Origin of the sequence: uncultured Porticoccus sp. (assembly GCF_963975625.1) — a bacterium.
Classification (GTDB): Bacteria; Pseudomonadota; Gammaproteobacteria; order Pseudomonadales; family Porticoccaceae; genus Porticoccus.
The window spans coordinates 1-20,618 of sequence record NZ_CAXBHS010000013.1; the positions used below are offsets into that span (position 1 = coordinate 1).

General features: G+C 51.9%; 15 protein-coding genes and 1 tRNA gene. 9 read left to right on the forward strand and 7 right to left on the reverse strand.

Features of this window, described 5'->3' with window-relative positions; translation table 11 throughout:
• Positions 1-280 precede the first annotated feature (280 nt).
• Positions 281-1,066 carry a co-chaperone DjlA gene (gene djlA, locus AACZ64_RS11540; protein WP_293615490.1) on the reverse strand — a complete coding sequence of 262 codons (786 nt, stop codon included), beginning with the start codon at positions 1,064-1,066 and terminating at the stop codon, positions 281-283.
• Between the two features lie 473 nt (positions 1,067-1,539).
• Here djlA and AACZ64_RS11545 point away from each other — a divergent pair, with 473 nt between their 5' ends.
• Positions 1,540-1,926, forward strand: coding sequence for a DUF1499 domain-containing protein (locus tag AACZ64_RS11545; RefSeq protein ID WP_293615489.1), 387 nt, complete (start codon positions 1,540-1,542; stop codon positions 1,924-1,926).
• A gap of 511 nt (positions 1,927-2,437) precedes the next feature.
• Here AACZ64_RS11545 and AACZ64_RS11550 read toward each other — a convergent pair.
• From AACZ64_RS11550 to cptA, 6 genes are all read right to left on the reverse strand, one after another.
• Positions 2,438-4,615, reverse strand: a complete 2,178-nt coding sequence (locus AACZ64_RS11550; RefSeq protein ID WP_293615488.1) for a glutamine synthetase III — start codon at positions 4,613-4,615, stop codon at positions 2,438-2,440.
• Between the two features lie 368 nt (positions 4,616-4,983).
• The gene (locus AACZ64_RS11555; RefSeq protein ID WP_293615487.1) at positions 4,984-6,945 is read right to left on the reverse strand and encodes a hypothetical protein; all 1,962 of its coding nucleotides are present in this window, start codon (positions 6,943-6,945) and stop codon (positions 4,984-4,986) included.
• Between the two features lie 261 nt (positions 6,946-7,206).
• Positions 7,207-8,088 carry a carbon-nitrogen hydrolase gene (locus AACZ64_RS11560; protein ID WP_293615486.1) on the reverse strand — a complete coding sequence of 294 codons (882 nt, stop codon included), beginning with the start codon at positions 8,086-8,088 and terminating at the stop codon, positions 7,207-7,209.
• A gap of 24 nt (positions 8,089-8,112) precedes the next feature.
• Entirely contained in the window at positions 8,113-9,159 is a 1,047-nt protein-coding gene (locus AACZ64_RS11565; RefSeq protein ID WP_293615485.1) for an agmatine deiminase family protein, read from the reverse strand.
• A 66-nt stretch (positions 9,160-9,225) separates the two neighbouring features.
• Positions 9,226-9,558, reverse strand: coding sequence for a DUF4156 domain-containing protein (locus tag AACZ64_RS11570; protein ID WP_293615484.1), 333 nt, complete (start codon positions 9,556-9,558; stop codon positions 9,226-9,228).
• A 171-nt stretch (positions 9,559-9,729) separates the two neighbouring features.
• On the reverse strand, positions 9,730-11,481 hold the full coding sequence (cptA, locus tag AACZ64_RS11575; RefSeq protein ID WP_293615483.1) for a phosphoethanolamine transferase CptA: 1,752 nt from the start codon (positions 11,479-11,481) through the stop codon (positions 9,730-9,732).
• A gap of 386 nt (positions 11,482-11,867) precedes the next feature.
• Here cptA and AACZ64_RS11580 point away from each other — a divergent pair.
• The 8 genes from AACZ64_RS11580 (at position 11,868) to pnp (ending at position 20,612) form a co-directional block, all read left to right on the forward strand.
• A tRNA-Met gene (locus AACZ64_RS11580) sits at positions 11,868-11,944 on the forward strand.
• Positions 11,945-12,084: 140 nt separating this feature from the next.
• Positions 12,085-12,543, forward strand: coding sequence for a ribosome maturation factor RimP (gene rimP, locus AACZ64_RS11585; RefSeq protein ID WP_293615482.1), 459 nt, complete (start codon positions 12,085-12,087; stop codon positions 12,541-12,543).
• A gap of 22 nt (positions 12,544-12,565) precedes the next feature.
• Positions 12,566-14,056: a transcription termination factor NusA gene (nusA, locus tag AACZ64_RS11590; RefSeq protein ID WP_293615481.1), complete on the forward strand. Its 1,491-nt coding sequence runs from the start codon at positions 12,566-12,568 to the stop codon at positions 14,054-14,056.
• 29 nt (positions 14,057-14,085) lie between these two features.
• Positions 14,086-16,635: a translation initiation factor IF-2 gene (gene infB / locus AACZ64_RS11595; protein WP_339640130.1), complete on the forward strand. Its 2,550-nt coding sequence runs from the start codon at positions 14,086-14,088 to the stop codon at positions 16,633-16,635.
• Between the two features lie 21 nt (positions 16,636-16,656).
• Positions 16,657-17,055 carry a 30S ribosome-binding factor RbfA gene (gene rbfA, locus AACZ64_RS11600; RefSeq protein ID WP_339640132.1) on the forward strand — a complete coding sequence of 133 codons (399 nt, stop codon included), beginning with the start codon at positions 16,657-16,659 and terminating at the stop codon, positions 17,053-17,055.
• A gap of 2 nt (positions 17,056-17,057) precedes the next feature.
• Positions 17,058-18,002 carry a tRNA pseudouridine(55) synthase TruB gene (gene truB, locus AACZ64_RS11605; protein ID WP_339640134.1) on the forward strand — a complete coding sequence of 315 codons (945 nt, stop codon included), beginning with the start codon at positions 17,058-17,060 and terminating at the stop codon, positions 18,000-18,002.
• A 128-nt stretch (positions 18,003-18,130) separates the two neighbouring features.
• Complete coding sequence (rpsO, locus tag AACZ64_RS11610) at positions 18,131-18,397, forward strand: 30S ribosomal protein S15 (RefSeq protein WP_036859532.1); 267 nt, start codon at positions 18,131-18,133, stop codon at positions 18,395-18,397.
• Positions 18,398-18,455: 58 nt separating this feature from the next.
• Positions 18,456-20,612, forward strand: coding sequence for a polyribonucleotide nucleotidyltransferase (gene pnp / locus AACZ64_RS11615; RefSeq protein WP_293615476.1), 2,157 nt, complete (start codon positions 18,456-18,458; stop codon positions 20,610-20,612).
• Positions 20,613-20,618 lie beyond the last annotated feature (6 nt).

Consider the following 20,618-nt stretch of genomic DNA (forward strand, 5'->3'; position numbering starts at 1 on the left):
GTATTATTCCAGAAAGCTCTACTTATTACCTGTCCAGCTATTGGGGAAGCTTACGGTTTAAATGCTTGAATGATGCAAGTTCTCATAAAAAGTATAAACATCATGATCCTTCATATACTCCATTCCAAACAGGTTGTGCCCGATAGTTACCGAGATATTTTCGTCTTTTCGGATATCCTTTGCAGAAAAAGCTATTGCGATTGCTAAACAGGCGTACTGATTAGTTGTTTGAGTGAGACGATAACTGCCCTGCCAAAATATCGCGATGGTTCTGATTATTTCAGGCGCTTTTTTTGCGGATATCCTTGATGACATCATAGGCGTGGCTGATTTCCTGGGTGCGCTCTTCCGCCATTTCGCGCATGCTCTCAGGCAGGCCCTTGCCAGCCAGTTTGTCGGGATGGTTCTCACTCATCAGTTTGCGGAACGCCTTCTTGATCTCGGCATCGTCGGCCGAGGGCGATACACCCAGTACCTTGTAGGCATCATCAATCTGCTGTGTGGTGGGGCGCTGCCCCGGGCCGGCGCCGGTGTGTCCGGTATGGGCTCCACGCAACATGGCTTCCAGCTGATCGACCTGGCTTTCAGGCAGCCCCAGTATTCGGGCGGTTCGAACCAGCATTTCATGTTCTGCAGGGTGGATAACTCCGTCGGCGGCGACGGCGGAAACCTGCACCTGAAGAAACATCTTCAGTAAAGCCGGTTGCCGACCGCTGATCTGCAGGAAATGGTTGAGCTCCGCGTCCAAGTCAAAGTCCGGTTCTTTGCCTCGGTTGAAGGCAGCCCTGGCTTTGGCTTTCTGGTCTTCATTCAGGTGGAAGCGCGCGAACATGGTTTCAGCCATTTGTATCTCGTCTCTGGATATCACACCGTCTGCTTTGCACAGCGCACCCATGACGGCAAAGACAGATTCAAAGAAGCCAGACTGTATTTTCTGAAGTTTGCCGATAAGCTGGCTTTTCATCAGGTTAAAAAGGAAAGCACCGATCGCAGCACCAATGAAAAAGCCGGGAAGTTTGCCAAAGGCGTAGCCGATCAGGCCGCCAACAATAAGTGCAAAGAGCATCAAGATGTCCTTAGTCGGGGATGAAAAAGACTTGGGAATATACGTGTTTTTGAATAGACATTCACGAACAGGCTTTCATTCACCTCCTGAACCTGTGCCAGTTGAAGGTGTTCGCCGGCATGTTTGTGATGGTTGCCGTATTGGATAAAGCGTTCGAAAATTCCATGATAAAAATGGTGAGCGATGCCACCTAATGTGATGTGTTAAATGACCTGACCGCTTAGCCTAACTTTACAATGTAAATAATCCTTGGGCCATAGTATGTTCGTATGCATAGCCACATCATTCCGTAAGATGTCCAGCTCTTGGAGGTTGATGAGCTGGAGGGAGAGGTAGTTCAGCAATCATTTAACAAAGTGTCGCACCGGCAAGCCGTTAAACGTTGCGTTATAACCTGAAAGGATAAGAACAATGGATAAAAAATTCAGATTGTTCTAATAAGTTTATTACTGTTAATAGGATGTGGAGGTGTGATGCCTAAATTAGGAATTGAGAAGGGTCAGCTGGCCCAATGTCCAACCACGCCAAACTGTGTGAATAGTCAGGCAACAGATAGTAAACATTATATTGAGCCCATTTTGACCACGCGCACACCATTAGAAGTAAAAGCACGTATTTTGGAAATACTTATTGACTTGAAAAATTCAAAGATCACGGTAGCTGAAGATAATTATATTAGAGCTGAGTTTACTTCAAAAGTATTCGGGTTCGTTGATGATATAGAATTTTATTTTCCCGATACTAAATCAAACGAAATGACGATACATGTTCGATCAGCTTCTAGAGTTGGATATTCAGATCTTGGTGTGAATCGAAAACGTGTTGAAAAAATTACAAGTAAGTTCCAAGAAGGTAAGTAAGAAAAAATAGTTATAGCCAGTCATTACATTGGTTTCGCTCCCGCTCGCTGCTGATTCAATGACCAATACGATTAGTGCGGTGAGCTATGTATTTTCATTTTCGGATCCGCAGATATGTGTAACCTAGGGTAGCCCTCTTGGGCCACAGTATTTGCCTTGCCGGGGACAGGAAACGCTATGGCAGTAGAGGAAGTGAGTGCAGCCTTGTTCTCAAAGAGGAGCGTTTCGACGTGCGTGAATTAACTGCATATTGTCGCTGCGACCATAGTAGATGGTGACTTTGAGAGAGCTGTGAACTTTTCTTGTTTGCTGCGGACTAATCTATTACAGCAACAATGCTTCTCCCAAAGCATACCCCGGTCATCCCCCATGATCGGGGTTTTTGTGATTTTGAAAATGAACTTTTTTGTTATCTCGGGAATTACCTAGAGAGCGGCTTAGGTGGACATAAAAAAAGGGCTGTATTGCTACAGCCCTATATTGGGGCTAATTCCAATTGTCCGTACTCAGATTACTTAATAAACAACATTTCACGGTATTTTGGCAGAGGCCATAGTTCGTCAGATACTATGCTTTCTAGTGCATCAGCGTGACTTCGAACGGCTAGCATCAAGGTACATAATGCCTCTGCGCAATAGTCCATATGCGCTTCGATAGAACCGAAGTCATGCTTTTCAAGGGCTGTACTGAGCTTTTTAACTTCCGCCATCATTGCGTTTGCTTCCGTTGCTGTCGATTCAACGACGGAGTCATCAAGTGTGATGCCTGTGTTCGCTAATCCAGATGAGGCGGTGGAGAGTTGAGAAATGTAGTTAACCGCAGCGGGGTAGATAATAGTGCTGGCCATTTCACAGACAAGTTTGGCTTCCAGCTCAATCGACAGGATATATTGCTCTGCGTAAACTTCAAAGCGGCTCTCCAGTTCAACCGGGCTAAGCACGTCAGTTGTTTCAAAAAGGCTGATGACGGATTTGTCCTTGAGCGCTGGCAGAGCGTCTGCTGTGGTGGGAATGTTCTTCAGCCCGCGTACCTCAACTGCTTCTTTATGCCATTGTGTTGAATAGCCGTCGCCACCGAAAATCACATTGCTGTGTAACTCCATCAGTTCTTTGAGAACACTAATGACAGCCGTTGCCTGATCTGCGCCACTAGCTAGAGTTTGTTCTAGTCTGTCCGCAATCCAATTTAGGGAATCGGCCAGCATGGTATTCATTGCAACCAGTGGCCCTGATACCGACTGCGATGAGCCTACTGCACGGAACTCAAAGCGGTTACCGGTAAATGCAAAAGGAGAGGTCCTGTTGCGATCACCCGGGTCGCGTTCGAACTTCAGTATCTGTGATAAACCCAGGTCCATAACACCACCAGATTTCGCCTTTTCGAGTAGTTTGCCTGCCTTTATGTCTTCGAAAACGCTTTCCAATTGCTCGCCAAGATAGACGGAGAGAATTGCCGGCGGTGCCTCATTGGCACCTAAGCGATGGTCGTTAGCCGCAGAGGCTATGGCAGCACGCAATAGGGGGCCGTACAAGTGCACGCCGCGAATAACAGCGCCACAAAAAAGCAGAAAGTTCAGGTTGTCGTGCGGTGTGTTACCCGGGTCCAGTAAGTTGCCTTGGGTGGCGTTGCCGACAGACCAGTTAACGTGTTTACCCGAGCCGTTAACTCCTGCAAATGGTTTCTCATGCAGCAGACAAAGGAAGCCATGTTCTTTGGCCGTAGCCTTCATCAAGGTCATCAGTAATTGCTGATGATCGGCCGCAACGTTGGCTGCCTCAAAATAAGGTGCTATCTCAAACTGCCCCGGGGCTACTTCGTTGTGATGTGTCTTGGCAGGGATGCCCAATCGGTATAACTTATCTTCGAAATCTTGCATAAATACCTGCACGCGGACAGGTATAGCGCCAAAGTAATGATCGTCAAACTGCTGACCTTTGGCCGGCGCCGCACCAAACAATGTGCGGCCTGCCAACAAAAGATCCGGACGACTGTTAGCAAAATTCTCGTCGACCAGGAAGTATTCCTGTTCTGCGCCACAGCTCGAATTAAGTGGGGCGATCTCTGTTTCACCCATTAGCGACAAAACCTTGCGGGCCGCTTTATCCATGGCTGTGTTGGAGCGCAGGAGAGGAATTTTCTTATCCAGGGATTCGCCTGTCCAGGACATGAAGACACTTGGGATAGTGAGTGTCGTGCCGTTGGCGGTACGCATTATATAGGCAGGGCTGGTTGGGTCCCACGCCGTGTAACCTCGCGCAGCATTGGTCATCCGCAGGCTGCCGTTCGGGAATGAAGAACCGTCTGGTTCGCCTTTGATAAGCAGGCTGCCAGTAAATTCAGTAATGGCGCCACCTTCAGAGTTGGTTACGATAAAACCGTCGTGCTTTTCCGCGGTAACATTGGTCATGGGATAGAAAATATGGGAGAAAAACTTGGCGCCTTTTGCCATTGCCCAATCTTTCATTGCGGCAGCAACTATGTCGGCGGTACCTGGATCGAGCGCTGCACCCGTCAATACGGTTTTTTTCATCGCTTTAAACGCATTTTTTGATAGAGCTTCTTCCATCGTTGCGAGGTTAAAAACATCCGTCGCCCAGATTTTGCTCAAAGGATCAGGCGTTTCGCCCTGTTTTGGGTAGCTATTCGTAATGTTGGCGATAGCTTGCCTACGGGATTCGTTTCCACTCATAAATAGTCCTCTGCCCATGAATAGGGCTAGTTTAGATACGAAATTAATCATTATCTGGGGTTAAATAAACGGAACAGCAATAGATAGTTTGCAATAATTAGGCCATTAGAAAATTTCCTGCTTGGCAGAGGCCGGATTATTAAAAGTGGACATGATCGTCGTGCCCAAAAAAATTATTTTCAGGCCTGCCGGTCACGCGATCGGTACGAATCACTTCCGGGCTAAAGAGGTGTTGAAAATCTGCGGGCGGATCAAGGTGTCACGGGGGGCGATGAGTCGATCTGTCTCTGATGCAACCAGTTTGGTTTTGAAGTGATGGGCCCCGTTGTTTCCCGGTATAAAGCTTTAAGACGTTGGTGACCCCAAAGTCACAGGTCCTTCGCCCAGCTCGTGCGTCCGAGCTCCATCACGAGCGCTACTTCTTCGTCCGGTACCGCATCGGTATCACCGAGCTCCAGCGGGTCGTAGTGATACACGTACATCCGTGACGCAAATTCAGCAATAGGCAGAGATGCTTCACCGTTCAGTTCGTCCTTGCCCTGAATGGAGCAGACAATGCCCTGCCCCCAATCCTGACCACCGTCGTTATTGGGGTTGAAGAAGTAAACCCGCATCTGAGCATGAGCATCCAGAGCTACCCGCAATATGGTGATGGCATGTCGGCCTACATAGCGGCCGCCGCTGTCGGTAGAAGCGATGCCCGCCGGTTGCGGGTGGATCACTGGCATATTGCCGTTGTAATAAGGGTGGTAACTGGCATAGAACTGCCGAATGAAGCCTTCGTAGTCATCGAGTTTACCGGTATGGATGTCGGTCACTACCCGAAAACCATGGCCTACCCACCAGCCATAGAATTCCGGGTTAATCCAGCGGTGTAAGTCATCGTCGCGGTCACCGCAAAGGCGGCCCATTTCTATATAGAGGCGATCAAGGTGCGGCACCAACATCAGCGAGACCACATCCACATCCAGCGGCAATTCTTTGGCAAGGCCGTCCTCAAGCCCCTTGGATGATATCTGCTCACCCTCAAATCGGGTCAGGATTTCGTTGTCGCGAGCGGCCCAGGCAACTAACTGTAAAAGATAGTCGGCGTCGTTATCTGCCCACATTGAGAGTCCGATGACCGACTGGCAAGTTGGATTGTTGCCTTGGCCAACTCCCAGAGGCAAGCCAAGTATGCTCAACACCCCCGCCAGCAGGAAGACCCGAGGCGGCTGTGCCTCACCGAACACCGAGGTCAGCAATTCCGTCGTTTCGTCCGATAGCTTCAGTTCAATCTGTCGCCAGAGGCCGGCCGCTACCGGCGGGTGAAAGAGCGTACCACGCTCGAGCAGCATGGCCAGACCGTAGGTTGCCTGACTGGTTTCCGGAAAAATGGCGTCGTCAATCAGCCGAAAGACAAGCTGCCTGTAACAGTGCAGTGCATCAATGCCAGTGGCGCTCAGTCCCAGTGCAATCGGAATCAGATCGTCCCGATGGTTGCGAATAAAACGTAAAAAGAGGGGTTGGTAAGCAGAGACTAGCCCGGTCTCGTCCATGGCCTTTGCAAAGGCTGTAGCTTCCCCCATGAGAGCGGTCCCGTCCATGGTAGCGAGCCGCTGGTTGTAGACCTCTAGGCCGGGGTCCTCCCGGCAGCCCTTGGTGGGACTAAACAAGGCCCTGACCAAGCGGGCGGCGTCCTCACTGCCGGTGGTATCAAGCTCGGGATCAAACAGGCACTTGGCGATCTGGCTGATCATTTTCTTGATGCTGTCGGTCTGGATCGGCCGCTGGGCAAGCAGGCGCTTGACCTCGCCCACCAGGCTGGCAAGGATGCTTTCGTAACCCAGATGTTCGAGCAGATACTGGTACAGCGACTGCACGATGGCACCCAGTTCCTGCGGACGCTCGCGGTCGGCTTCGCTCATTTGGCCGGACAGCAGGTCAAGGTTCAGCGCCATAACCTGGGTCAGGAAGTTGCGGGCCTGCTCGGTGGCAATTCCAGGGTGAAAATAGTCACGCGAGGCAATGGCCAGCATTCGGATCTCACTGAGGGCTTCGATGACCGTGATGTCGGCGTTGCTCTGGCGCAATGAACGTACTGCCAGACCCGGTTGCAGGATGGCCGGTTTTGCCCAGTCCCGCCCGGCGAAAACCCCGGCATTTTCCACCGCGGCGACGCGCTCATAGAGGGCGTTCAGGCCTTCGTGCGTGGTCATGACCACTCTGGCCGATTCCAGTACTTCGGCACTGGATGCTTTCGGGTCGACTTTCCGGTTCTGGGCAAATCGTGCCAGTGTGGTATCGAACTCAATAACTGCCGGGTGGGTGCTGTTGGCCGAGTATTTCATATTCGTTGCGTTGTGGTTCCTTTTGCCGTGACCCTGTTGCTAAACCATTCCACGCTGAAGCGCATGCCAAAGCTTTGTGCGTCGCTGGGTATGTAGCCTGGACGTTGATTCAGCAGTGGCAGCATTGGCTTCATGATGTGGATCTCAAAAAATACGGGTTGGCGAATCTTGTCCCAGACGTCGCGGCTTATCTTACGCTCACTGGAGCAGTGAACGACTTTTAAAGGGGGAGGGTAGAAAGCTGGCTGGTATCAGATGGTGTTAATCCCGGTACAGTTTGGTCAGCTGGTTGTAGTGATCAACGCGACGATCCCTCAGGTAGGGCCATATTCTGCGTACAGTCTCACTACGGCTCAGGTCGATCTGTGCCACTGAGAACGCCTCCCTGCCACTCTCTGCCTGCCAGATAATCTCTCCCTGCGGCCCTGCGACGAAGCTGGATCCCCAAAACAGTGCCCCGGGCCCGCCTTTCGGGTCAGCTTCATGGCCAATGCGATTGACGCTAATCACTGGCAGGCCATTGGCGACGGCGTGGGAGCGTTGAATGGTTATCCAGGCGTCGCGCTGACGTTGCTGTTCCACATGATTATCCTCGGGACTCCAGCCGATCGCCGTGGGGTAGATCAGCAGATCTGCGCCAGCCATTGCCATCAGCCGGGCGGCCTCCGGAAACCATTGGTCCCAGCAAACCAGCACGCCCAGTTTGCCAAGTGATGTCTGAACCGGGTTGAAGCCCAGATCGCCGGGGGTGAAATAGAATTTTTCATAGTAACCGGGGTCATCGGGGATGTGCATTTTGCGATACATTCCGGCGATGCTGCCGTCATTGTCCAGCACGACTGCTGTGTTGTGATAGAGCCCCGGCGCGCGTCGCTCAAATAACGATGCGACAATGACAACACCCAGCTCTCTGGCCAGCGCGCCCAGCCGGTCGGTAGTGGGGCCGGGGATGGTTTCCGCCAGATCGAACATGGCCGTATCTTCCTGCTGGCAAAAATACAGGCTGCGATGCAACTCCTGCAATACCACCAGTTGGGCTCCGTTAGCAGCTGTCTCGCGGATGCCGGTCATGGTCTTTTCCAGATTTTCGGCCACGTCTTCACTGCAAGCGTGTTGGACAATGCCAATCGTTAGTTCAGCCATGGAAGCGTTACCTCGGGTCATGGATTAATGAGCATTCAGTGTGCCCTTGGGCAATTGCATGGTAATACAGTGAAGGCTGCCATGCTGTTGGATAACCGGCAGGCAATCAACCCCCTCGACCTGGTATCCCGGGAACGCCTTTGCCAGTTGCGCCAATGCCTCGCTGTCTTTTGTATCCCGGTAAGTGGGTACAATAACCAGGTGGTTGAAAACCAGAAAGTTGGCGTAGGTGGCAGGTAGTCGCTGGCCCGTTTGATCGTATTTTGCAGAGGGCCAGGGCAGTGGAATCAGGCGGTAGCTGCTGCCGTCGGCACTGGTCATGTCCTGCAGTTCGTCTGCCATGAGCTGTAATTCCGGATAGTGACTGTCGGTTATGTCATCGCAAGCCTGGTAGGCAATCACGTTATTGGGGCAGAGTCTTGCCAGGGTGTCGATATGACTGTCAGTGTCGTCCCCTTGCAGAGCGCCGTGCTGCAGCCAGTTGATTTTTTTTACCCCCAGATCTTTGCAGAGCTGTTGTTCTATCTCTGTCTGGTTAAATGACGGATTGCGGTTTGGGTTCAGCAGACACTGGGCTGTTGTCAGCAGGGTGCCATTGCCATCGGTTTCAATGGATCCGCCTTCCAGAACTAACGTGCGCTTTTGAACACTCGCTCCCGGATAGGCCCCCAGCTCGAAAAGCGCTGAAGTGAGGGCGTTATCCAGCTCACAGGGGTGTTTGTTCCCCCAGGCATTGAACTGATAATCCAGTAGGTAGAGTCCGTGGTCTGTCTCGACCGTGACAGGACCGTAGTCGCGTACCCATGTGTCATTGGTTTCAACCGGGAATAACTGCAATTTGTCCGCTGAGATACCGAGTTGAGACATCCGTTTTGACAGCGAGTTAAGTCCTGTTGGCAGGACTGTGATGATTACTTCGCCAGCGCCGGTGAGGAGCCTGACCAGTGTTTCATACACCGGAATAATTTCATTCAGGATCGGCTTCCAGTCTGTTCCGGCATGGGGCCAGGTGAGCTGAATGGCATCCTGTGGCTCCCATTCAGCGGGAAGCCGCACTTGGTAGTTGGTCATTGTGGATTGCCCTGTTGGGTGCTGTTTAACATCATTTTCCGGGCTTTTAGAAACCTATCAAAGCTTTCAGGGGCAGTCATAGGCGATGTAGGTGCCTTTGCCATTGATAATTGATTGGCGAACAATGGTGTTGGCTCCCATTTGGAGGGCCTGCTGGCGGGCGAGGTTGTCCAGTTCGTTGCGCACCTTGTCGGCATTGCGGGCAATGGAACCTATTAAATTTGCTCTCACATTACTGTTGATCTGGCCAACGCGGCGGCACTGATTGACCCGGTCCGCTGGCAATAGCACCACCTGCTCTGCCTCAGGGGGTATTTTTACCCAAGTGCAGGCGTTCATTAGTGTGAAGGAAGCCGAAATGATCAGGGTGATGGCCAGGGTTTTTGTGGCGGGTATCAAGCAGTTCTCCGTCTGTAATTAAGCTGGGGTATAAATATTAAGCCTTTCATTAGTTTTTTGGCAGCGGTATGTTGATGCAACAGTGGAAGGAAAACGAATATTGTTCGGATCTGATCAGACCCGATAATAGAAGTCGATGAATAAACGGGAGAGCGCTGATTGCCAGCACCGTTATAACGCTTTTTTGATATCTTTTGAAACCCTGCGCTCGGCCGTTTGAGTAGAGGATCTTTCGGTCCCTATGACGTCACTGTAACGTTGGAGTGATTTGGCATTGAGCGGATCGCCTATCCAGCGGGGCAGCTGCTGAAAGTTCTGGGAAATCAAACTTTCCCTGTCATCCATTTCCGCAAAGTTCAGCCCGACCATGTCGGCAAAGGTGTGGATGAAATGGGCAGTAGAGTAGGGTCGATCTGTGGCGCTGCGCCATTGGTCGATATCTCGAGTTTGCTTGAATTTCGGGGATGTCCAGACCACGAATGGTACCGTGTACATGGCTGATGTGGGGGCGGCTTCACTGCGTCCCGCAAACAGATTATCCGGGTAGTCGTATACTTCCTCGCCGTGATCAGCGAAGTACACCAATAGGCTGTTATCGTGCTTGCTGTCTATCGCCTTAATCAGGGATGACACGACTTCATCATTGTAGAGTATGGCGTTGTCGTAGTTGTTGTAATCTTCAATAAGATTTGGTGTTACCCACTCCGGGACACCACTGCTGTCAGTAAAGTGATTGTAGGTCTCGGGAAAACGGTGTTCATAAGCACGGTGTGTGCCAAGCAAGTGAACAATAATCAATTTCTTGACCGCATTTGACTCTAGGGCCTCTGCAAAAGGTGGTAGTACAACTTCGTCGTACTGATTGGCATTCTGTTCCCGATTATTGTTCAGGTAGACCTGATGGTCAGCCAACTGTGAGAACGTGGTTAGCATGGTGTTGCGGCGAGTTTGGGTTTGCTGGTTGGTGATCCAGGTAATCTCATAGCCAGCCTGCTGCATCATGTTTAGCAGGTTTGGTTTGGTATAAAAAAGATCCGGGTTTTTAGAGTCGGCAAATGACAGGATCTGTTGGAGTGCTTCTATGGTATAGGGCCTGGGTGTTATTACATCAGTGAAAACCATAAGCTCATTTTTTGCCTGCAAAGCATCTAAATGGGGCGTTGTCGGTCTGTGATAGCCGTATAGGCTTATGCGCTGTCGATTGGTCGATTCACCGAGCACCAGGATTACTGTATCGGGCAAGGTGGCAACTTTCGCCTTTAGGTTTTTGAGAGGTTGTACCTGACGATTTTTTTCCAATAGGGCCGTCATGCTCGCCATCTGCTGCTGATATTTTGCGTAACCGACAATCAGGTTCCAGGGTGCTGCGGGTTCCATCCGCTTCATTTGGTGGTGAACCGCGTCGTTGAGGGTGGTGTCTTCCTCGGTCAACGCCGTGCTGATAAATGGAAAGAAGGAAATGAGTGTAAAAAGAGTGGCATAAGCTACGCGTTTGCGATGACCCAGGACCACTGGTCGAGTTTGTCTCCATATCCATATTGGTACAACTGTGAACAGTATAAGTACGGGTATAAACCACCATTGCCAATAAGAGGCAACAAACTCACTGCCCTCGGCGACATTCGATTCAAAAACGATAAAAATCGCACTCTGGGAAAATTCCTGCCCATATATAATGAAATAGAACACCGAGATGACCGCTGCCGGCCATAATATCAGGCCACTGGCTGCCAATAATTGCCGGGTATATCTGGGAACCAATAGTATCGGGATCAGCCATATCAGACTCATCAAAATGGTTTCGCGCAATCCGATGAACCCGGACATGCCCGTCGCATAAATGGGAATGTGATAGGACAGCGAAAAGTACGCCGCAAAAAGATAGGCCCAAAGCAGCGGATGTTTTTTCGGAAAGTCAGTCATTTGGCGGCAATTTTTTGAATGTGGAAGTGTAACTGTACGACCCTAATATTAAGTGGGGCTTAACTGGTGCGGTCTGCTGCAGTACCCCTCCAGCTGTTGAACGTTTTTTTCCTGGGCAAGAGATTCTGTGGTTGCAGGTCAATGTCGCTGCCCGGCAATTCAGCCATACCTGGAAGGTGTCGGTTTGATGTGAAAGCTCCTTGCGGGGAAATCAGCAGGGAGCACAACAAAGCCGTGTTTCCCCCTTGACCCTATGGTGTGTCACCCCTATAATTCACGGCCCTTGAAGCAGTCACTTGACAGCTTGGGGCTTGCCAGAGGTTATGAGCTGGCAAGGTAAAGGAGGCATGCTCAGTCTCCTGGCCGTTAAGGTCAGCGTTTTTTGATGCGGGGTGGAGCAGCCTGGTAGCTCGTCGGGCTCATAACCCGAAGGTCGTAGGTTCAAATCCTGCCCCCGCTACCAAATTCTGGTATCGGTACTGCTGGTACCATGCGTCAGGACAAGGCGCAGCCGAAGGGCCCCTTTTTAGGGGCTTTTTGCTAAGTGGTTTTGATGAAGTGGGCTGTGTGCCCATTTTTTGATTGGGAAACCGAGAGATTACAGTGGCGACAAAAGAGGAGACCCTCCGCGCGATGATTGCACCCATAGTGGATGCAATGGGTTGTGAACTTTGGGGGTTGGAGTATTTGTCATCAGGTCGCAATGCGATGCTACGTATTTACATTGAGCGTGAGAGTGACGGTGTGACTGTGGAGGACTGCGAAAAAGTCAGCCGCCAGGTCAGCAGTCAGTTGGATGTGGAGGATCCGATTACCGGGGAGTACACTCTGGAGGTTTCCTCTCCGGGCATGGACCGGCCTTTATATACGCTGGATCAGTTTGAAAAGTATATTGGGGAAGATGTGGCTTTGCGGCTGAGATTTCCCCATGAAGGCAGACGGAATTTCAAGGGCCGTCTGAATGGCGTGGAGGGCGAGGATGTTCTGTTGATTGTTGACGATCATGAATATCTCTTTCCCCTGGATAGCATTGAAAAGGCGAATATCGTTCCCCGGTTTTGAGGGCGATTGCGAGGCTGAATGAATGAATAAAGAAATCTTGATGGTGGTGGAAGCCGTTTCTAATGAAAAGGGTGTGTCCAAAGAGGTTATTTTTGAGGCCATTGAGCAGGCCCTGGCCACGGCGACCAAGAAACGCTATGACGAGGATTCCAACATTCGAGTAACCATTGATCGCGCCACCGGTGACTATGAAACGTTCCGCTGGTGGGAAGTGGTCGCTGATGATGTGCTGGCGGAGCTCGGCACTCAGTTCACGCTCGAAGAAGCCCATGAGAAAGACGCGGGTCTTAAAGCGGGTGATACCTTTGAAGAACAGGTGGAAAATATCGGTTTTGGTCGTATTGCTGCCCAAACGGCCAAACAGGTCATTGTCCAGAAAGTACGTGATGCTGAACGCGCATTGGTGGTAGAGCAATACCGTGATCAGCTCGGTGAGCTGGTAAGTGGCAGTGTCAAAAAAGTGACCCGCGAAAGTATTATCGTTGATTTGGGTAACAATGCTGAAGCCGTTATGCCGAGAGAAGAACTGGTAGGGCGGGAAGTTTTTCGAATCAACGATCGGGTGCGTGCCATTCTTCAGGAAATTAATTCTGAAAGCCGTGGTCCCCAGCTTTTTCTGAGCCGTAAATGCAATGAGATGCTGGTTGAGCTGTTCCGTATTGAAGTGCCGGAAATTGCCGAGGAGGTGATAGAAATCCGTGCCGCGGCGCGAGACCCCGGATCGCGTGCGAAAATTGCCGTGAAGACCAACGACGGTCGAATCGACCCGATTGGCGCCTGTGTCGGTATGCGTGGTGCGCGTGTTCAGGCAGTATCCAATGAGCTGGATGGCGAGCGTATCGATATCGTATTGTGGGATGACAATCCCGCCCAGCTGGCGATAAATGCCATGGCTCCTGCAGAAGTGGAGTCGATCATCGTTGATGAGGAGACGCACTCAATGGATGTGGCTGTGGCCGGAGAGACTCTGGCAATGGCCATTGGTCGTAATGGGCAGAATGTCCGTCTTGCCTCTGAGCTGACTGGCTGGAAAATCAACGTAATGTCTGTCGAAGAGGCGGAGGTTAAGCAGCAGGAAGAGTCCAGCTCGCTGGTGGAAACCTTTATGAACCGCCTGGACATTGATGAAGATGTCGCCATGGTATTGGTCGATGAGGGGTTCACCTCAATCGAAGAAGTTGCCTATGTTCCCTTGGATGAGATGGCTGGCATTGATGGTTTTGATGAAGAGGTGGCCGAAGAATTGCGTGCCCGTGCCAAGGACGCGTTACTGACGATGGCGCTGGCCTCAGAGGAGGGGATGTCAGGTCCCGCAACTGATTTGCTGGAAATGGAAGGTATGGACGATCAGTTGGCGCATACATTGGCCAAGCATGGCATTGCCAGCATGGAGGATCTCGCTGAGCAGGCCGTGGAAGACTTGCTGGATATTGAGAACATGGACGCAGAACGGGCAGCCAAGCTGATTATGACTGCACGTGCCCCCTGGTTCGCCGATGAGAGCGACAGTTAAACGAACAGGCGATGAATTGAGGAATACAGATGGCTGAAGTTACTGTTAGCGAACTTGCCAAGGTTGTCGGAGCATCCGTCGACCGCCTGCTGAGTCAAATGCAGGAGGCCGGTTTGCCTCACAACTCTGCTGACGCAAGTGTCAGTGATGAGGAAAAGCAGACGCTGCTGGCCTACTTGAAAGGCTTGCACGGTGAGCAGTCCCGCGACCCCAAAAAAATCACATTGAAACGCAAGACGGTCAGTACACTCAAAACGGGTGCCGGCCGTAAAACAGTTAATGTGGAGGTTCGTAAAACCCGAACCTATGTCAAACGGGCAAATGAAGAAGAGACTGCAGTTCCATCTGAGCAGGAAGAGTCAATTGCAGCTGAGTCTGTTGTTGAGCAGGTTTCTCCCGTTGTTGATGATCCGGAAGTGAAGCGGCAGGCTGCCATTGAGGCACGCCGTAAGGCAGAAGAGGAAGCTCGCCTGGAGCAGGAAAATCAGCGCAAGGCTGAAGAAGAGCGCAAGTCTGCGCCCTCAACCGTCGAGCCGTTGCCTCCTGAGCTGGTCGATCAGCCCGCCGACGCCCCAAAACATGTGAAAAAACATGTCAGGGACGATGACGAAGCCGATGATTCTGAAGAGGCACCGAAAAAAGCGAAAAAACGGGGTGCCATCAAAGATCCGAAGCGCAAGAAAGAAGACTTACTGAAAGCGGTTGTTGAGGAGGTTGAGGAAGTCGCTGGGGAGAAAAAACCCCGGTTGCGTTCGGGTATATCGGTTCCCATCAAGGTTGAGAACAAGCACAAATTTAAAAAACCCACCAATAAGATCATCCATGATGTGGAGATTCCCGAACAAATCACGGTCAGTGATCTGGCCCAGGCAATGTCAGTAAAGGCTGCCGTCGTGATCAAGGAGTTGATGAAAATGGGGACCATGGTTTCCATCAATCAACCCATCGATCAGGATACTGCCACATTGGTGGTGGAGGAGCTTGGGCACAACCCGGTGCCGGTTTCAGACGATGAGATAGAACAAAAGTTGATCCGGGCGCTGCAGGCCGATGTGTCAGAGGAGCTGGAACCCCGTGCGCCGGTTGTTACGGTGATGGGCCATGTTGACCACGGCAAAACCTCGCTACTGGACCATATCCGAAAAACCCGTGTCGCTTCCGGTGAAGCTGGGGGAATTACCCAGCATATCGGCGCCTATCATGTCGATACGCCCAAGGGCATGGTCACCTTTCTGGATACACCTGGTCACGCAGCCTTCACGGCAATGCGCGCCCGTGGTGCGCACAGTACCGATGTGGTGATTCTGGTGGTGGCTGCGGATGATGGCGTGATGCCGCAAACCGTGGAAGCCATTCAGCACGCTCGCGCTGCGGGTGTGCCTATCGTGGTTGCCATTAACAAGATGGACAAGGAAGGCGCGGATCCGGACAGGGTCACGAATGAACTGTCTGCCAAGGATGTCATTCCGGAAGAGTGGGGTGGTGATACGCAGTTTGTGAAAGTCTCGGCCCACACCGGCGATGGCATCGATGATTTGTTGGACGCCGTATTGCTCCAGGCCGAACTGTTGGAGTTACAGGCATCCCGGAACGCCCCGGCCAAAGGTGTCATCGTTGAATCGCGACTGGAAAAAGGTCGAGGCGTGGTGGCGACGGCATTGGTGCAGTCGGGGACCTTGCGCAAGGGCGATTTGCTGCTGGCTGGTGAAAGTGTCGGCAAAATCCGTGCGATGGTCGATGAGGCGGGTAAGCCAATTGTCGAAGCGGGGCCATCAATACCGGTAGAGATTCTCGGTCTTGATATGCCACCGGCGGCCGGTGAAGAGTTTCTGGTGGTAGAAGATGAACGCAAGGCCCGCGAATTGGCGGAAATGCGTCAGGATAAAACCCGTCAGGACCGTGTGAACCGGCAACAGGCCGCCAAACTGGAAAACATGTTTGCGACCTTTGAGTCACAGGACAAAAAGGGTGTTCTCCCTGTGATGGTGAAGGCCGACGTGCGGGGTTCGCTGGAAGCAATCCTTTCCGCTATGGCGGATATTGGCACTGACGAGGTCGAAGTGAATGTTGTGGCTTCCGGTGTCGGTGGCATCAACGAGTCCGATATTAACCTGGCCATTACGACCGGTGCCGTGGTGTTTGGTTTTAACGTTCGTGCCGATACGGCCGCCCGTCAGCTGGTGGAGCAGGAACAGGTCGATCTGCGTTATTACAGCATCATTTACAACCTGTTGGATGATGTGAAACAGGCTTTGAGTGGTTTGTTGACACCGGAGCGCAGTGAAGTCATCACCGGTATTGCTGAGGTGCGCGATGTTTTCCGTTCTCCCAAGTTTGGCGCGGTAGCGGGTTGTATGGTGATTGAAGGTACAGTCCATCGCAACAAGCGTATTCGGGTGTTGCGCGACAATATCGTCATTTATGAGGGTGAGCTGGAATCGCTGCGACGTTTCAAGGATGACGTCAACGAAGTGCGCAACGGTGTTGAGTGTGGTATCGGAGTGAAAGACTATAACGATATCAAGCCCGGCGATCAGATTGAGGTGTATGAGATCAGGGAAGTCGCGCGCCAGCTCTGATTGTGCTGATGCCAAACCGATATGCCTAGAGAATTTACCCGCAATGATCGAGTCGCAGATGCGTTGCAGCGCGAGCTGGCACAGCTGATTCGCGACGAGGTCAGGGACCCGCGTTTGGGGCTGGTCAATATTACTGCCGTAGAGGTTTCCCGGGATCTCTCCAGTGCCAAGGTGTTCGTTAACCTGGTCGGGGCCGAGTCTGCTGATGAGAGTCGTGAGGCTGCCGAAGTTCTGAATGGTGCGGCCGGATTTTTGCGGACGTTGCTGGCCAAACGCATGTTGCTGCGAATTGTGCCAAAATTGCGCTTTATTTTTGATCTCACGGGCAGGCGTGCCCAGGAGCTGTCTTCGCTCATTGATTACGCGGTCAACCGGGACAAGGCGCGGCATACGGATACAGACTCCTCCGGGGAGGACTGAGCTTGGCGCGTCGTCGCAAGGGCAGGTCGGTCAACGGCATACTGCTGCTCGATAAACCGCTGGGGATTTCCTCAAACGGCGCTTTACAGAAGGTGAAACACCTTTTTGAGGCCGCCAAGGCCGGGCACACTGGCAGTCTGGACCCGCTTGCGACGGGCGTATTGCCGGTATGCCTTGGCGAGGCAACCAAGTTTACCCAGTTTTTGTTGGATGCGGATAAATGCTACCGCGCCACTTTTCGCTTTGGTATGGCGACTGTCAGCGGTGATGCTGATGGAGAGGTGACCCGTGACAGCGGTGCCCCTGAGCTAACTGAAACTCAGGTGCTCGATGTTCTGCACGGGTTCAGGGGTGATATCGATCAGGTGCCCCCGATGTTTTCGGCATTGAAGCACCAGGGTCAACCGCTCTACAAGCTGGCTCGTGAAGGGTTGGAAGTTGAACGAAAAGCCCGGCCGGTCACAATTCACTCGCTGGCATTGGTTGAGTTTCGCAGCGGTGAGTACCCGGAGGCTGATCTGGTTGTCCACTGCAGCAAGGGAACCTACATTCGCACGCTGGCGGAAGACATTGGTCAGCGGCTCGGCTGTGGTGCTTATCTATCGGTTTTGCGACGTACCGCCGCAGGGCCTTTTAAAGAAGATCAGTCGGTGACGTTGGGTGAGTTGCAATCACTCAGAGAACAAAGTGGTCTGGATCAGCTCGACCAACTTTTGTTACCGATGGATGCCGGGATGACACATCTGGCTGCACTGCAGTTAGAGGAAGACTCGGCTTTCTATTTTTGTCGGGGACAGGCGGTGATGGTGCCGCAGGTCTATCGTCAAAGTGAAGAAGGCGATATAGTGCGTGTCTTTGAAATGAGCCAGCCCCTGCCGCAGTTGCTTGGGGTTGGCGAAGTCACAGAAGATGGACGGGTAGCCCCGAAACGTCTTGTTGTGAGATAGGGAGTCCTGTCCTGTGTGACAGAATCCCGGATTGGACCCACCAGGTGGTGTCGGTCGAATTCACTGTTAGGGTTCCTGTAAATATGCGCGGGCGCCCCGAATCTAACCCGCATATTGGAGAAATAACCATGTTAAATGTAACTGAAAAAGAAGCTATTGTTAAAGAGTACGCGCAGTCCGTGGGTGATACCGGTTCGCCGGAAGTGCAGGTAGCCCTGCTCACCGCCAACATCAACAAACTGCAGGGTCATTTCAGTGACCACAACAAGGATCACCATTCAAGACGTGGTTTGATCCGTATGGTAAACCAGCGACGCAAATTGCTGGACTACCTGAAAGCTAAAGACGCGAAGCGCTATATGACGCTGATTGGACAGCTTGGCCTGCGTCGCTAATAGAATTGCTGACGGCTCCCCTGGGAGCCGTTCACGCTTATGGAGAGGTAATATAATTGTGAATCCTGTAATAAAATCATTTAAATATGGCAATCATACCGTCACGCTAGAGACCGGTCGCATTGCTCGTCAGGCGACCGGTGCCGTGATGTGTACCATGGACAAAACGGCAGTACTGTGTACGGTCGTCGCGGCAAAAAACGTGAAAGAAGGTATGGATTTTTTCCCCCTCGGTGTCCACTACCAGGAAAAGGCATACGCTGCTGGCAAGATCCCCGGTGGATTTTTCAAGCGTGAAGGCCGTCCCAGTGAAAAAGAAACACTGACATCCCGCCTGATTGACCGGCCCATCCGTCCGCTGTTTCCCAACGGCTTCAAAAATGAAGTGCAAGTGGTCTGTACGGTAATGTCCTCTGAAAAAAATGTGGATCCCGATATCGCTGCACTGATTGGGACTTCTGCCGCGCTGGCGATTTCCGGTGTCCCTTTTAATGGCCCAATTGGTGGCGCCCGAGTGGGTTATCACCGCGAAAAAGGCTATCTGTTAAACCCAACCTATTCGGAACTGGCGGAGTCGGAACTGGATATGGTTGTTGCTGGGACGCGTGATGCTGTCCTGATGGTTGAATCAGAGGCGAAAGAATTACCGGAAGACATCATGCTCGGCGCGGTACTGTTTGGTCACCAGGAAATGCAGGGGGCTATTCAGGTGATCGAGGAGCTGGCCAGGGAAACCGGTAAGCCGCGCTGGGACTGGCAAGCCCCTCCCGTCAATGAAACCCTGACTGACAGTCTCAAAGCCTTGGTGGGTGAGGGTCTGGATGCGGCATACCGTATCACTGACAAGCAGCAGCGCGTTGTCGAAATTGACGGCCTGCGCAATCAGGCGGTCGCAGCTCTGTCGAATGCTGAAGCGGGTATTGCGGAAGAGGATATTCGTGATGCCTTTAAAAAGCTGGAGAAGAAAATCGTCCGTGGTCGTATCATTCGCGGGGAACCCCGCATTGATGGCCGCGACAGCAAGACAGTTCGCGCTATCGATGTGGAAGTGGGTGTGCTGGCCAAGGCCCATGGTACGGCGCTGTTTACCCGTGGCGAAACTCAGGCATTGGTGGTAGCTACGCTGGGCTCCATGCGCGATGTTCAGTATATTGATGCGCTGGAAGGCCGCCGAGAAGATCCCTTCATGTTGCATTACAACTTCCCACCTTATTCCGTGGGTGAGTGCGGTCGTATTGGCTTTACCGGTCGACGTGAAATTGGTCATGGTCGGTTGGCTCGCCGCGGTATTGCTGCGGTATTGCCGTCCGCTGAAGACTTTCCCTACACCATGCGGGTCGTCTCTGAAATCACAGAGTCCAATGGTTCAAGCTCCATGGCTTCGGTTTGTGGTTCAAGCCTCGCCTTGATGGATGCCGGTGTGCCATTGAAAGCGCCCGTGGCTGGTATCGCGATGGGACTTGTTAAAGAGGACGATGGTTTTGCCGTGTTGACCGATATCCTGGGCGATGAAGATCACCTGGGCGATATGGACTTTAAAGTGGCCGGTACGGGTCAGGGTGTTACTGCCCTGCAAATGGATATCAAGATCGAAGGGATCACCGAAGAGATTATGGATATCGCACTGGGTCAGGCATTACAGGCGCGACTCCACATTCTTGGTGAAATGAACAAAGTGATCGACAAGAGCCGCAGTGAAGTGGCTGAGTCAGCACCCCGTTACCATATTCTTAAAATCGATCCCGACAAGATTCGTGATGTGATCGGTAAAGGTGGTGCCACAATTCGTGCACTGACGGAAGAGACCGGTGCCAGCATCGATATTGATGATAGCGGAACCATCAGAATCTACAGTGACGATGCCGATGGCTTGAAAAATGCTATTTACCGTATCGAGGAAATCACCGCTGAAGCTGAGATAGGTCGCATTTATGAGGGTACAGTCGCTCGTATTGTAGACTTTGGTGCCTTTGTTACGATCATGCCGGGCACGGATGGCCTGTTACACATCTCGCAAATTGCCAAGGAGCGTGTGGAAAAAGTGTCTGATTACCTCAAGGAAGGTCAGCAGGTGCGGGTCAAGGTACTTGATGTGGATGCCCGTGGCCGTATCAAGCTGTCTATGAAAGAGACATCAGAGGACGAAGGCCAGGCGACTGGGGAAACGGCCCAAGCGGAAGAAGCCCAGGTTGCCCAGGAGTCTACGGAGCAATAATATACT

Bases quoted from the DNA above. Each gene is read 5' to 3' on its own strand.
- djlA (WP_293615490.1), bottom strand. From the start codon at position 1,066: ATGCTCTTTGCACTTATTGTTGGCGGCCTGATCGGCTACGCCTTTGGC.
- AACZ64_RS11545 (WP_293615489.1), top strand. From the start codon at position 1,540: ATGCCTAAATTAGGAATTGAGAAGGGTCAGCTGGCCCAATGTCCAACC.
- AACZ64_RS11550 (WP_293615488.1), bottom strand. From the start codon at position 4,615: ATGAGTGGAAACGAATCCCGTAGGCAAGCTATCGCCAACATTACGAAT.
- AACZ64_RS11555 (WP_293615487.1), bottom strand. From the start codon at position 6,945: ATGAAATACTCGGCCAACAGCACCCACCCGGCAGTTATTGAGTTCGAT.
- AACZ64_RS11560 (WP_293615486.1), bottom strand. From the start codon at position 8,088: ATGGCTGAACTAACGATTGGCATTGTCCAACACGCTTGCAGTGAAGAC.
- AACZ64_RS11565 (WP_293615485.1), bottom strand. From the start codon at position 9,159: ATGACCAACTACCAAGTGCGGCTTCCCGCTGAATGGGAGCCACAGGAT.
- cptA (WP_293615483.1), bottom strand. From the start codon at position 11,481: ATGACTGACTTTCCGAAAAAACATCCGCTGCTTTGGGCCTATCTTTTT.
- nusA (WP_293615481.1), top strand. From the start codon at position 12,566: ATGAATAAAGAAATCTTGATGGTGGTGGAAGCCGTTTCTAATGAAAAG.
- infB (WP_339640130.1), top strand. From the start codon at position 14,086: ATGGCTGAAGTTACTGTTAGCGAACTTGCCAAGGTTGTCGGAGCATCC.
- rbfA (WP_339640132.1), top strand. From the start codon at position 16,657: ATGCCTAGAGAATTTACCCGCAATGATCGAGTCGCAGATGCGTTGCAG.
- rpsO (WP_036859532.1), top strand. From the start codon at position 18,131: ATGTTAAATGTAACTGAAAAAGAAGCTATTGTTAAAGAGTACGCGCAG.